The sequence below is a fragment of the Janthinobacterium goodfellowi genome (assembly GCF_051380695.1).
In the GTDB taxonomy this organism is placed as follows: domain Bacteria; phylum Pseudomonadota; class Gammaproteobacteria; order Burkholderiales; family Burkholderiaceae_D; genus Janthinobacterium.
Map to the genome: position 1 here is coordinate 1,142,692 of NZ_JBNYXN010000001.1, position 15,023 is coordinate 1,157,714.

A 15,023-nucleotide genomic window follows, 5' to 3' on the forward strand; every position below is an offset into this window, starting at 1 on the left:
CTTAGCGAACAACATGATCAAAACACTACAGGAAACGGCAGGCCGTTCCGGCCGCCATGCAGCTTTTTCTTCCGCCGGACGCTACATGGGGATGCTGGCCGCGATTATCGGCCGCGCCCGTTTACCTCATCTTTTCAAGTCGCATGTTGCACCGCTGTCGCTCGCTTTCCTGCTGCTGGGCATTGCCGCGCCCGCCGCCGCACAGGTGTTGTGGGAGGATTACCGCGGCATTTCGCGGGTGCCGGCCAATCCGGCGACGCCCAATTACGACAACAGTTTCAACGCGGGCAGCACGGCCCGGCTCGTCAGTTTGGCGGCGCTGGCCGCCAATCCCGCCGCCAATGCGGCGCGCACGGGAACGTCGGGGCAGCTGGACTGGGCCAATGGCACGGCCGCCAATCCCGCGCAGCTATGCAACTTCGATACGCAGCAGACATCGGCTGCCTGCCGGGCGTGGATCATGGGCCGCGTGATGTACACGCTGGTGGTCTTTCCGCAGGCGGGCAATTACAAATTCAGCGTCGCGCACGATGACGACGTGAAGGTGGATTTCTCGACCCAGTATTCGACCAATTACCGCAATACCGTGTACAACGTGGCCGTGGGCAGCGTGGCCGAATATTCGAATAATGAAACGGATTTCCAGAATTTGGCCGGCAATTTCAATAGCGCCACGCCGGGCGGCTGTTATCTGGCCCGCGTGCTGTGGAATAACGTGGGCGGCATCAATTATTTGCACATGCGCTGGACGCGTCCTGACAATGTGACGGAAATTATTCCCGCTGCGCAATTGCGCGATCCCAGCCTGGCCAGTTCCTATGCCGATTGCACCAATAGCAAGACGGACCTGGCCGTCAGCAAGGTGGGGCCGGCGCAGTTTTCCGTGGGCAAGCCCTTGAGCTACACCATGAAGGTCTGGAACCGGGGCCCGGCTCTCAGCGCCGGCGCCACCTTCGGCGATGTGCTGCCAGCCAGCCTGAGCAATGTCAGCTGGACTTGCGCCGCCAGCGGCAGCGCGTCCTGCGGCACGAAGACCTCGGGTGCGGGCAGCAACAGCGTGAGTATTGTCATGGGCAACCTGCCCGTGAATGCGGCCGTCAGCGATCCCTCCACGGGCTCCTACCTGACGGTGACGGTCACGGCCACGCCGGGCGACGCCGCCAGCATCGTGAATACGGCCACGGTCACCGTCTCGCCCAACGAAACGGATAGCGATCTCAGCAACAACAGCAGCAGCACCACGGCCACGGCCAGGACGAATACCCTGACGGTGGTCAAGACGCTGGTGCCCGCCAGCGACAGCGGCCTGTTCATCATGAATGCCAACGGCACCGCTGGCGCGCAGGGCGGCAACGGCGCCACAGCCAGCGCGGTGGCGCGCGTGGGCAATCTCGTGACGTTTGCGGAAAGCGCGGGCACGGGCACCGTCCTGGCGCAGTACCAGAGCAGCTACAGTTGCGTGCGCACGGATACGGCGGCCGTCATCGCCAGCGGCGCGGCCACCTCGGGCAATGTCACCATGCCCGACGCACCGGTCACGTGCACCATCAGCAACCGCCGCCTGCAGGCGGACATGCAGGCCGTCACCACCGTGCCGCCCGGCCCCTACAATGCGGGCACTGCCATCACCGTCACGGGCGTGTGCACGAATAATGGCCCCGACAACGCGGCCGCGCCCACCTGCGTCATGAGCGGCTTGCCGGCCGGTACCACGCCCAGCTGCAGCGCGCCCGTCTCGCCGTTCATTCCCGGCTCGCGCATCAATTGCACTGCCACCTTCAACCTGCCCGCCAGCGGCAGCTTGACGGTCACTACCACGGCGGGCAGCACCACCGTGGACCCGGTGCCCGCGAATAACGTCGACAGCGAGCCGCTGGGCATCGTCAGCCCCCTCGTGCGCGTGCAGAAAACCGTCGACAAGGCGGCCGCCACGGTGGGCGACACGGTGCAATGGACCTTGAGCGTCGCGAACACCGGCACGGGCGCCACCACGGCGGCGCTGACCCTGACCGATACCTTGCCGGCCAATCTGGCAGGCATCGTCGTCACGCCGACGGCACCCGCCACCTGCGCGGCGCTGGCCGGCAATACGCTGACCTGCACGGTGCCGGCCGGCCTGGCGCCGGGCGCCGGCGCCCAGGTGAGCATCAGCGCCAGCCCCACCGCATCGGGCAACTTTGTCAACAGCGTACTGCCGTCGGGCGGCAATGGCGCCAGCTGCGCCACGCCTGCCGCCTGCCAGACCACCACCGTCGTCAGCAAGCCGCTGGTCGACGTGACCACGACCTTGAACGGTTTCCCCGGCACCTCGAACGCGGGCGACGCCATCAGCGGCGTGGTGACCTACGCCAACCTGGGCCCAGGCGCGGCCGAAGGCGTCACGTACAGCCTGCAGCTGGCCACGGGCCTGGCGGGCGTGTCGGTCACGGGCGTGAGCGGCAGCTATAACGCGGGCACGGGCCTGATCACGTTCACGGGCTTGCCCGTGATCCTGGCGCCGGGCGAGACCTTCAGTTTCAATCTGTCATACACCCAGCCTGGCAGCAATATTTCCTCCGTGACCAGCGTCATCGCCACCACCTCGACGGAGGTGGCGAACGATCATCCGAACCGGGCCACGGTGACGGTGCCGGGGCCGAACGTGCGCGTCACCAAGACGGCCAACAAGGCCACGGCCAATGTGGGCGAAGACATCATCTGGACGATCACGGCCAGCAACACGGGCAGTATCGCCAACCAGGCCGTCGTCAGCCTGGCCGACTTGCTGCCGCCGAATCTGGTGGTGACGAACGTGGTCGCCGCGCCGGGCGTGACGTGCCCGCCGCTGGCCAGCTGGGTGGCGTCGAGCACGCAGACGTGTACCGTTGCCGCCGGCCAGCTGGCCGCCGTGAACGGCAGCCGCACGGTCACCATCACGGCGCACGCGACGGCGGGCGGCAGCCTGTCGAACCGCATCATGCCCAGCGGTCCGGACAATCCGGCCTGCAGCTCGGCCGGCGTGTGCCAGACCACCAGCACCATCACCAGCCCGAAAGTGGCGGTGAAGAAAACCGTCGACCATGCCAGCATCAATATTGGCGCCACCCTGAGCTGGAGCGTGACGGCGACGAACAGCGGCGACGGGGTGAGCACCGCGGCCATCACCCTTACCGATACCTTGCCGGCCAATCTGCTGAATCTGAACGTGACGCTGGTCGGCGGCGCCACCTGCGCAGTGCCGGTGGGCAATATCCTCACCTGCACCGTGCCGGCCGGCCTGGCCGCGAACGGCGGCATTGGCGGTTTTACCGTCACGGCCCAGCCCGCCGCTGCCGGCACCTATGCCAATAGCGTCGTGCCGTCCGGCCCCGACAACCCGGCGTGCGCCACCGCCGGCGATTGCGCCACCACCAGCACGGTGACCAGCCCCAGCGTGGCCGTGACGAAAAGCGTCGACAAGAGCACCGTCAACCTGGGCGACACCATCACCTGGACCTTGAAGGCGCGCAACAACGGCAGCGGTCCGACGAATGCCGTCATCACCCTGACGGACAGCCTGCCCGCCAACGTGGGCGCGCTGCAGATATTGCCCGTCGCGCCAGCCTCGTGCGGCGTGCCGGCCGGCACCACCTTGACGTGCAGCGTGCCGGCCGGCCTGGCCGCCAACACGGAAGCGAGCATCGTCGTGAAAGCTGTGGCCAATGCGCCGGGCACGGTGGCCAACAGCCTGCTGCCGTCCGGCCCCGACAATCCCGTCTGCGCCACGCCGGGCGCGTGCCAGACGACGACCACCGTCACCAGCCCGAACGTGGCGGTGAAGAAAACCGTCGACAAGGCCACGGTCAACGTGGGCGAGACGATTACCTGGACCTTGAGCGTCAGCAATAGCGGCACGGGCGCCAGCACGGGCAGCGTGACCCTGAGCGACACCTTGCCGGCCGGCTTGACGAATGTCGTGATCAGCCCGCAGTCGCCCGCCACTTGCGCGCCGCTGGCCGGCGCGACCCTGACGTGCAGCGTGCCGGCCGGCCTGGCCGCCGGCGCTTCCGTGCGCATCTTCGTCAGCGCCACGGCGACCCTGGCCGGCGCCGCCGTCAACAGCGTGGTGCCGGGCGGTCCCGATAATCCCGCCTGCGTGCTGCCCGGCGATTGCGGCACCACCACCACGGTGGTCAAGCTGCTGGTCGACGTCACCACCACCTTGAACAATTTCCCGCCGAACACCCTGGCCGGCGACAGCATTTCCGGCATCGTCACGTATGCCAACGTGGGGCCCGGTCCCGCCGAAGGCGTGACCTACACCCTGCAACTGACGCCGGGCCTGGCGAACGTCACCTTGACCGGTGCCGTGGGCAGCTACAACCCGGCCACGGGCCTGGTGACGCTGTCCGGCTTGCCCGTGACCCTGGCGAATGGCCAGAGCACGAGCTTCAATATCGGCTACACGCAGCCGGCCGACAACCTGTCGATGGTGACGTCGACGATCGCCACCACCTCGGTGGAAGTAGCGAATGACTTGCCGAACATGGCCATGGCGACGGTGCCCGGTCCCATCATCCGCGTGACGAAACTGGCCGACAAGACGACGGCCAACGTGGGCGAGACGGTGACGTGGACCATCACGGCGACGAACACGGGCAGCCTGGGCAACCTGGGCGTGGTGACCCTGACGGATATCCTGCCCGCCAACGTGACGGTGCTGTCCGTGACGCCGGGCGCGGGCGTGACATGTCCGCCGCTGGCCAGCTGGCTGGCCAACAGCGCGCAAGCGTGCACCATTGCTCCCGGCCAATTGGCCGCCGTGAACGGCAGCCGCAGCATCACCATCAGCGCCGCGGGCACGGCAGGCGGCAGCCTCGGTAATAAAGTGCTGCCGGGCGGCCCCGATCATCCGGCCTGCGCGCAGGCCGCATCGTGCCAGACCACCACCACCATCCTCAGCCCGCAAGTGGCCGTGCGCAAGACGGTCGACAAGAGCAACATCAATGTCGGCGATGCGCTGACCTGGACCATTGCCGTGGCCAATACGGGCACGGGCGCGACGCGCGGCGTCATCACCCTGACCGATACCTTGCCGGCCAACCTGACCGTATGGCAGGTGCTGCCGTCGGCGCCCGCCACCTGCGCCGTGCCGAATGGCAACCAGCTCGTCTGCGCGATTCCCGCCGGCATGGCGGCAGGTTCCACCTTGAATATCATCGTCAAGGGCCTGGCCACGGCGGCTGGCGCCTTTGTCAACACGGTAGTGCCGAGCGGTCCGGACAACCCGGCCTGCCTGCAGGCAGGCGATTGCAGCACCACCAGCACGGCCGTCAAGCTGCTGGTCGACGTGACCACCACGCTGAACGGTTTCCCCGGCAGCACGCATGCGGGCGACAATATCAGCGGCACGGTGACTTTCAGCAATATCGGCCCCGGCGCGGCCGAAGGCGTGACCTACAGTTTGCAACTGGCGCCCGGCCTGGCCGGCGTCACCTTCAACGGCGTGACGGGCAGCTACAATGCGGGCACCGGACTGGCGACATTCACCGGCGTGCCCGCCACCCTGGCGCCGGGGCAGGGCTTCAGCTTCCAGCTCGGCTATATCCAGCCGGCCAGCAATCTGTCGACCGTGGTCAGCCGCATCGCCACCACCTCGACGGAAGTGGCGAACGACCAGCCGAACGTGGCGACCGTCACCATGCCTGGCTCCATCATCCGCGTCAGCAAGACGGCCAACAAGGCCGTGGCGAACGTGGGCGAGGAAATCATCTGGACCATTACGGCCAGCAACACGGGCAGCCTGGCCAACCAGGGCGCCGTGGTCTTGACGGACTTGCTGCCGCCAAATATTGTCATCACGGCCGTGACGCCCGACAGCGGCGTGACGTGTCCGCCGCTGGCCAGCTGGGTCGCCAACAGCAGCCAGAGCTGCAGCGTGGCCATCGGCCAGCTGGCGGCGGGCAATGGCCAGCGCCAGATCGTGCTGACCGGCAAGGCCAGCGCGGGCGGCACCCTGGCCAACCAGCTCATGCCGAGCGGGCCGGACAATCCCGCCTGTTTCCAGGCCAGCACTTGCCAGACCACGACGACCATCACCAGCCCGGCCCTGGCGCTGAAGAAGACCGTCGACAAGACGGCGCTGAATATCGGCGATAGCCTGAGCTGGACCATCACCCTGGCCAACACGGGCACGGGCGCCAGCACGGCCGTTGCCAGCATCACCGACACCTTGCCGGCCGGCCTGGCGAATATCGCCGTCACGCCCGCCGCGCCCGTCACTTGCGCACCGCTGGCCGGCAATGTTCTGACATGCAGCGTGCCGGCCGGCCTGGCCGCAGGCAGCGCCGCCACGGTGCAGGTGACGGCGCGCGCCGTCGCCGCAGGCAGTCTGGCCAACAGCGTCAGCGTCAGCGGTCCGGATACCCCCGTTTGCCTGCAGGCCGGCGATTGCGGCACCACCAGCACGGTCAGCTCGCCCCTGCTGACGGCCAGTAAAACCGTCGACAAGACGGTGGCCAACGTGGGCGACACCCTGACGTGGACCTTGACCTTGCGCAATACCGGCACGGGACCCAGCACGGCCATCGCCACCCTGGGCGATACCTTGCCCGCGGGCCTGGCGAACGTGCTGGTCACGCCGGTGGCGCCCGCCACCTGCGCGGTACCGGCGGGCAATGTCGTCACCTGCAGCGTGCCGGCAGGCCTGGCGGCAGGCAGCGCCGCCAGCGTCAAACTGAGCGCCACGGCCACCCTGTCGGGCAGCCTCGTCAATGCGCTGGTGCCGGGCGGCGGGGACAACCCCGCTTGCGCCGTGCCCGGCGATTGCCAGACCACCACGGTGGTGTCGAAATTGCTGGTCGACGTGACCACCACCTTGAACGGTTTCCCCGCCAGCAGCAATGCGGGCGATGCCATCCGTGGCGTGGTGACGTTCGCCAATTCGGGTCCCGGCGTGGCCGAGAATGTCAGCTACAGCCTGCAGCTGGAAACGGGCCTGGCCGGCGTGTCGCTGAGCCCCGTCAGCGGCGCGCCAGGCATCAGCGGCGTCTACAACAGCGCCACGGGCCAGTTCGTGCTGAGCGGCTTGCCGGCCACCCTGATCAGCGGGCAAAGCGCCAGCTTCAACCTGTTCTACACGCAGCCGGCCAGCAACAGTTCGCGCATCGTCAGCGTGGTGGGCACCAGTTCCACGGAAATCGTCAATGACTTGCCGAACACGGCGACGACGAATCTGCCGGGTCCCGTCGTGCGCGTAAGCAAGACGGTCGACAGGAACAATGCGGCCGTGGGCGATATTTTGACCTGGAGCATTACCGCAACGAATACGGGCAACCTGGCCAACCAGGCTCCTGTCGTCGTCCGCGATGTGTTGCCGGCCAATGTAGTCATTCTCGGCGTGACGCCCGATGCGGGCGTGACCTGTCCGCCGGCCGCCAGCTGGGCGCCGGGCAGCGTGCAGGCGTGCACGATTGCGGCAGGTCAACTGGCCGCCAGCAATGGCAGCCGCAAGATCGTCGTCACGGGGCGCGGCACTCTGGGCGGCAACCTGTCCAATCGTGTCGTACCCGGCGGCGCCGACAATCCCGCCTGCGACACGGCCAGCGCCTGCCAGGCCACCACCACCCTGGTGGCGCCACAGGTGACGGTACGCAAGAGTGTCGACAAGAGCAACGTCAGCGTGGGCGACTTGCTGACCTGGACCATTACCGCCAGCAATGGCGGCACGGGCGCCACCAAGTCCGCCATCGTATTGACGGACAACCTGCCTGCGGGCGTGAGCGGCGTGCAAGTGCTGTCCACGCAACTGGCCAGCTGCGCACCCGTGGCCGGCAATATCGTCACGTGCAGCGTGACGGCCGGCCTGGCGCCGGGCGGGCAGGCGCAAGTCGTGCTGCGCGCCACGGCAGCTGCCGCCGGCGTGCTGCAAAACACGGTGCTGCCAGCCGGCCCCGACAATCCTGTGTGCGTCCAGCCGGCCGATTGCAGCACCAGCACCACGGCCATCAAGCTGCTGGTCGACGTGACCACCACCTTGAACGGTTTCCCCGGCACCACCAATGCGGGCGACCAGATCAACGGCATCGTGAGTTTCAGCAATGCGGGCCCGGGCACGGCCGAAAACGTGAGCTACAGCCTGAAACTGGCGCAGGGCCTGATGGGCGTGACCTTGAGCGGCGCCGTGGGCAACTATGACGCCGTCAGCGGCATGCTGACGGTGCAGGGTTTGCCGTCCAGCCTGGTGCCAAACGACGTGCACAGCTTTGGCCTGTCATATATCCAGCCGGCCAGCAATGTGTCGACCATCGTCAGCATCATCGCCACCAGTTCCACGGAAGTGGCGAATGACTTGCCGAATACGGCAACGGTGACCATGCCGGGTCCCGTGATCCGCGTCAGCAAGAGTACCAGCACGGTCAATGCCAACGTGGGCGACAGCATCGTCTGGACCATCACGGCCGTCAACAGCGGCGGCGTGGCCAATGCGGGCATCGTGACCCTGGCCGATATCCTGCCGGGTAACCTGACGGTACTGGCGGTCAATGCCGACGCGGGCGTGACCTGTCCGCCGCTGGCCAGCTGGGTGGCGAACAGCGTGCAAAGCTGCCGCATTGCGGCAGGCCAACTGGCTGCCGTGAATGGCGCGCGCAGCGTGCGCGTCACCGCCACCGGTACCCTGGAAGGTAATCTGTCGAACCGGGTCTTGCCGAGCGGTCCCGATAATCCGGCCTGCGCGCAGGCCAGCAGCTGCGAATCGAGCGTGGTGCTGACGGGGCCGAAAGTGGCCGTGAAGAAAATCGCCAACCGCGCCAGCGCCAACGTGGGCGACACCGTGGTGTGGACCATCACGGCCAGCAATACGGGCAGCGGTCCCACGCGCGCCGCCATGACCCTGGTCGACACTTTGCCGGCCGGCTTGACGCATGTGGTGGTGACGCCGCTGCGCGCCACCTGCGCGCCCGTGGCGGGCAATGTGCTGACCTGCAGCGTGCCTGCCGGACTGATCGGCAATGGCGGCGAAGCCAGCGTGGAAGTGTCGGCCACCGTTACCCAGCCTGGGGCGGCGCGCAACAGCGTCGTGCCGTCGGGTCCCGATACGCCGCTGTGCCTGACCCCAAGCGATTGCCAGACCACCACCAACGTCACCAGTCCCAGCGTGATGGTCAAAAAGGTGGCGGACAAGGCCAATGCCAGCATCGGCGACACCGTCAGCTGGACCATCACGGCCACCAACAGCGGCAGCGGCGCCACCACGGCCGCCATCGTCCTGACGGATGACCTGGCCGCCAGCCTGACGGACATCGCCGTGACGCCAGCGGCTCCCACCGTGTGCGCACCGCTGGCGGCCAATAAACTGGTGTGCACGGTGCCGGCCGGCCTGGCGCCCAATGCCGTGGCCGCCGTTACCGTCAGCGCGAAAGTGGCCGCCAGCGGCAGCTTGAGCAATACCATCGTGCCGACCGGCACGGACTTGCCGCGCTGCGCGCAAGCCTCCGATTGCACGGCCGTCACGGAAGTGGCGAATCCGGCCATCGGCGCCGCGCTGGGCGTGGGCAAGGTGACGCAGCTGTCGGCCAAGGTCTTCTCCGTGCCCTATACGGTGGTGATCAGGAATGTGGGCAAGGGCACGGCATCGAACGTGCAGGCGCTCGACAGCCTGCGCGCCGCCTTCCCCGAGCCGGTGGCGTGCCGCATCGTCGCGCCGCCGGCCGCCCCGGCCATAGCCGGCAGCAAGCAGCTGGCCGTCAACCCGGGCTTCACGGGCGGTTGCGGCGGCAGCGATCTGCGTTTGCTCAGCGGCGATGCGGCCCTGGCCGAAGGCGAACTGAGCGTTATTACGTTCACGGTGGAAATTACCGTGCAAGACAGCAGCGCGCCGCAGTACAACAACAGCGTGTTTGCCAGCGTGCTGGGCGGTAACGTCGCCAACGCGGGCGGCAGCATCAGCGTGCCGGCAGCGCCGGCGGCCGGCGCCATCGCCGCCAACCCGGGCTACACGCCGCCGGCGGGCAGCCTCGTGTTTGACGCTTCCAACAATGGCGGCGCGTATGCGGGCGCCGTGGCGACGGCGGCCGAGGTGGCCGCGCTGGCGGAAAAGGCCGACCCTAACCGCAACGGCAACGCGTCGGAAACCGTGGGCGGCGTGCCGTTCACGGGCGAAGACACGCCCACGCCCGTGGTCTTGCTGCGCCAGGTGGTCGATGTCATCAAGGCTGTTTCTGCCCAGCAGCAAGTCGATGCCAGCAAGTTCGAGATCAGCTACACGGTGCAGGCGGCCAACCGCTATCCGGCCGGCTACCCGACTTCGACCATGGTGCAGGTGGCGGAAAACCTGAAGGCCGTCTTCCCGACGGCTACCAGCGTCACCTTCAAACCGGGCAGCCTGGCCGTCACGGCGCGGCCCGCCGGTGCCACGGCTTGCGTCGCGAATGCCGATTTCAATGGCGTCACGGTGTTTGGCTTGCTGAACGGCAAGGGCGACTTGCAGCCGCAGGAAAGCTGCAACATCGTCTTCACGGTGCTGGTCGACTTCGGCAGCGTGGCGGCGATTCCCACCGTGCCGCAACTGAACCAGGTCTACGCCAGCACCATGCTGGGCACGAACGGGGGCGGCATGAACGTCGGCCACAGCTACAGCGGCACGGGCACGTCGACGACGCCGGTGGCGCCCGCCAGCGTGCTGGCCCTGGCCAGTTCGGCCGACACCTTGCTGCTGCCGGCCACGCCGGGCGCCACGCCGCCGAGCTTTACGCCCGTCGTGTTCAACACGAAGGACAAGCCGATGCTGTTGATCAGCAAGAGCGTCAACAAGGCCCAGGCGGAGATCGGTGACAGCCTGCAGTACACGATCGAGGTGAAAAACACGGGCGTGGCGACGGCATTCGGCGTCAGCGTGCTCGATAAACTGCCGGCCGGTTTCCGCTACATCGACGGCACCACCACGCGCAACAACGTGGTGCAGCCCGATCCGTCCGGCAAGCCGGGGCCGCAGCTGAGCTTCAAGCTGGAATCGCTGGCGCCGAACGCCAGCGCCAGCTTCCGCTACCGCCTGCGCGTGGGCGTGGGCTCGCTGCAGGGCGACGGCGTCAACCGCGCCCAGGCAACGACCACCAACGGCCCGCCCTCGAACGAGGCGCGCGCCAAGGTGAAAGTGACGGGCGGCGTGTTCACCACGGATGCCTGCATCGCCGGCAAGGTCTTCGTCGACTGCAACAACAACCACGTGCAGGATGACGAGGAGCTGGGCATTCCGGGCGTGCGCCTGTACATGGAGGATGGCACGAACTTCACCACCGACGTGGAAGGCAAGTACAGCTATTGCGGCATCACGCCGAACAGCCATGTGATCAAGGTCGATGGCGCCACCTTGCCGCGCGCCAGCCGCATGATGGAAGCGTCGAACCGTAACCTGGGCGATCCGCACAGCCTGTTCCTCGATACCAAGAACGGCGAACTGCTGCGCGCCGACTTCATCGAGGGGTCGTGTTCGAATCCCGTGCTCGAGCAAGTCAAGGCGCGCCGTGCCCAGGGCGAAGTGCGCAGCGTGGAAACGGAGGGCAGGGGGCCGGGACTGAGTTTCAGCAGCCAGCCGGCCGCCGCACCGGCCCAGGCGACGGACAGCGCCAACCAGCCTGTCGTCGCACCCCGCGTGGTTACGCCAGCCGCAGGAGGCAGCCATGCGCAATAAGCCTCCTTTCAATCACTTGCCGCCAGCCATTGCAGCCAAAGAGAAACAGGTCATGAAGAAACATCCCCCCGCGCCCCGGCGCATGGCCGCCGCGCTGGCGCTGCTGGCATTCCCGGCGGCCGGCCTGGCGCAACTGCCCTTGCCGGACCGTGCGGCAGGTTCCGCCGTGGCGGCGCCATCGTTCTTTGCTGGCAAGGTGGGCGCTGCCGACTACGCCATCAACCGGGGCGTGGCGCGCATCGTCGTCGCAACGGACCGCAGCGACGCGCCGGCCGATGGCCAGAGCCCCGTCAAGGTGACGGTGACACTGTTTGACGAGCAGGGCAAGCCGTTGACGGGCACGGCCCTGCTCACCATCGAGGCCAGCGGGGGGCGTCTCCTGCTGCCCGGCGCCCGCACCGATGAACTGGGCCCGGAACGGCGCGACGTGGACAAGGTCACGCCCGGCACGCAGCTGACGGTGGAAAACGGCGAGGCGAGCTTCAGCCTGCTGGCCCCGGCCACGCCGCAGGACGTGCTGCTGCGCGTGTCGGCCGGTGCCGTGGCGGCGCAGGGCACGATCAGTTTCCTGCCGGAACTGCGCGACATGCTGGCCGTGGGCTTGATCGACGGCATCATCAGCAAGCGCAGCCTGTCGAGCAGCGACATTGCGCCGTCGCGCTTCAATGACGGCTTCGAACGCGATATCCAGCGCTGGAGCCGGGCCTTCAACAACGGCAAGGCCAATGTGGCGGGCCGCGCGGCGATGTTCCTGAAAGGCACCATCCGTGGCGACGCCTTGCTGACGGCCGCCTACGACTCGGACAAGGATACGCGCGCGCGTCTCTTGCGCGACGTCAATCCGGAAGAGTTCTATCCCGTGTACGGCGACAGTTCCGTGCGCAATTTCGATGCCCGCTCCAGCGACCGCCTGTACGTGCGCATCGACCAGCAGAAAAGCTATGTGCTGTATGGCGATTTCGCCACCGGCGACGGCTTCAGCCAGATGACGGGCGGCGGCGCCGTGGCCAACTTGCAGCAGAGAAAATTGGGCCAGTACAACCGCACGGCGACCGGCGGGCGCGGCCATTACGAAAAGGACGGCATCGTCGCCAATGCGTTTGCCATCAACGACAGCCTGAAGCAGGTTGTCGAGGAATACCGGGCCAATGGCACCTCGGGACCGTTCGCCGTGCGCAACAACAACGCCATCGAAAACTCGGAAAAGATCGAGATCGTGGTGCGCGACAAGAACCAGAACGGCAATATCGTGCAAGTGACGCAACTGCGCCGCTTCGAGGATTACAGCTTCGAGCCGTTCAGCGGGCGCATCCTGTTCAAGCAAGCGATTCCCGCGCTGACGCCGAATGGCGACCCGCAATCGATCCGCATCAGCTACGAGGTGGACCAGGGCGGCGAGAAATTCTGGACCGTGGGCGTGGATGGGCAAGTGCAGCTGGGCAAGATGGTCTCGATTGGCGGCTCGGCCGTGGAAGACCGGAATCCCTTGTCGCCTTACAAATTGCACAGCGTCAACGCTGGCCTGCGCCTGGGCGAGCACAGCTTGCTCGTGTTCGAGGTGGCGCGCACCACGTCCACCAGCTACAGCGCGGGCGGCAATATCTACACGACGCCGTCGGGCCAGGCGGGCGAGCTGCGCGATGAAGTCAGCGGCAACGCGGCCAGGGTCGAGCTGCAGCACAAGGATGACAAGCTGGACGCGAAAGCCTTTTGGAGCCGCTCGGACCAGGATTTCAACAACACGGCGGCCGGCATCACGGGCGGGCGCGGTGAAGCGGGACTGAAGGCCGGCTACAAGCTCAGTCCCGCCATCACCGTGTACGGCGAGGCCATCCGCAGCGACGAGCGCAGCACGGATGCGCGCCGCGATGCGCAGCGCCTGGGCGTGGCATGGAACGCCAGCGAACACTGGCTGCTCGACATTTCCGTGCAGCACATGAAGGAGAGCGGCGGCATGCCGTCGACGGCCGGCATCGCGCCGAACACTTCGCCGCTGGGCACGGGCTTGAATCCCACGGGCGGCTTCTTCGGCAACGGCACGGCGAATACGGCCATCGACCCCGTCACGGGCGGCAGCATCACCACGTTTGCACCCGTCAATCCGGGCGCGGGCGCGGGCACGACGGTGCCGCTGAACGCCACCACCGTCCGGCTGGGCGTGCAATACAAGGCCACGGACCGCTGGACCCTGAATGGCGACGTGGAAAAAAGCATCGCCGACGCGGACCAGCACCGCTACGGCCTGGGCGCGCAATACCAGCTGGCCGAACGCAGCCGGCTGTACGCGCGCTATGAAAATCAGTCGGGGCTGGCGTCCGCGTATTCGCTCAATCCGGCCGACCGCAGCACCAGCTTTGTCGCGGGCGCGGATACGGGCTACATGCCGGGCGGCACCGTGTTTGGCGAGTACCGCATGCGCGACGCCATGGATTACAGCCTGAGCAACCAGCGCGACTTGCAGCTGGCGTCCGGCTTGCGCAACACGTGGAACCTGGGCGAGGGGCTGGCGGCGAACACGAATGTCGAGTACCTGAAAGTCATGAACGGCCAGCAACAGCAAGCCGTGGCCGTGGCGGCAGGCTTCGACTACTCGGTCAATCCGCTGTGGCGCGGCTCCGTCAAGCTCGAGTACCGGCGCCTGTTCGACAGCAAAATCGCGCCGGGCGACCAGCGCCAGGACCAATGGCTCAATACCATCGCCTGGGCGCGCAAGCTGAGCCGCGATTGGACTTTGCTCGCGCGCAATTATTTGCTGTACACGCGCAACCACGACGACGCCAGCGGCGCGCCTGTCGGCAACGTGCTGCAGGACCGGGCACAGCTGGGCTTTGCCTGGCGCCCCGTGGACGACAACCGTTTCAACGGCCTGGCCCGCTACGAGTACAAGACGGTGCGCGACCAGTCGCAGATCGATGGCGACAATTACCGCGCGCACATCGTTTCCACGCACCTCGACTACCACCCCAGCCGTCCCTGGTGGTTCACGGGCCGGGTCGCCGCCAAGCACAACAACGACAAGAACCTGCCTGCCGGGCAAGAGAAATACACGGCGTGGCTGTTTTCCGGGCGCACCGTGTATGACATCAGCAAGAACTGGGATATCGGCGTGCTGGCGGCCGTGATGGGCAGCCCGCAAGGGGGCAGCCGCCAGTGGGCCAACGGCGTCGAAGTGGGCTATCTGCTGGCGCAAAACCTGTGGCTGTCGGCCGGCCACAACTGGTCGGGCTTTTCCGACCGCGACCTGACGGGCGCCGACTACACGGCGCGCGGCCCGTATGTGCGCCTGCGCTTCAAGTTCGATGAAAACCTGTTCAAAGGCAAAGACGCCACCATCAACCGTACCCTGGTCCGGCCATGAAAACTACCATGACACCCA

The 15,023-nt window shown here is 67.0% G+C and carries 2 protein-coding genes; both read left to right on the forward strand.

Features of this window, described 5'->3' with window-relative positions; genetic code table 11:
- The first annotated feature begins 13 nt into the window (after positions 1-13).
- Entirely contained in the window at positions 14-11,647 is an 11,634-nt protein-coding gene (locus ACQ4WQ_RS05235; protein ID WP_436495138.1) for a hypothetical protein, read from the forward strand.
- Between the two features lie 52 nt (positions 11,648-11,699).
- A complete protein-coding gene (locus ACQ4WQ_RS05240; protein ID WP_436495140.1) occupies positions 11,700-15,005 on the forward strand; it encodes a hypothetical protein in 3,306 nt (1,101 codons plus the stop codon).
- Positions 15,006-15,023 lie beyond the last annotated feature (18 nt).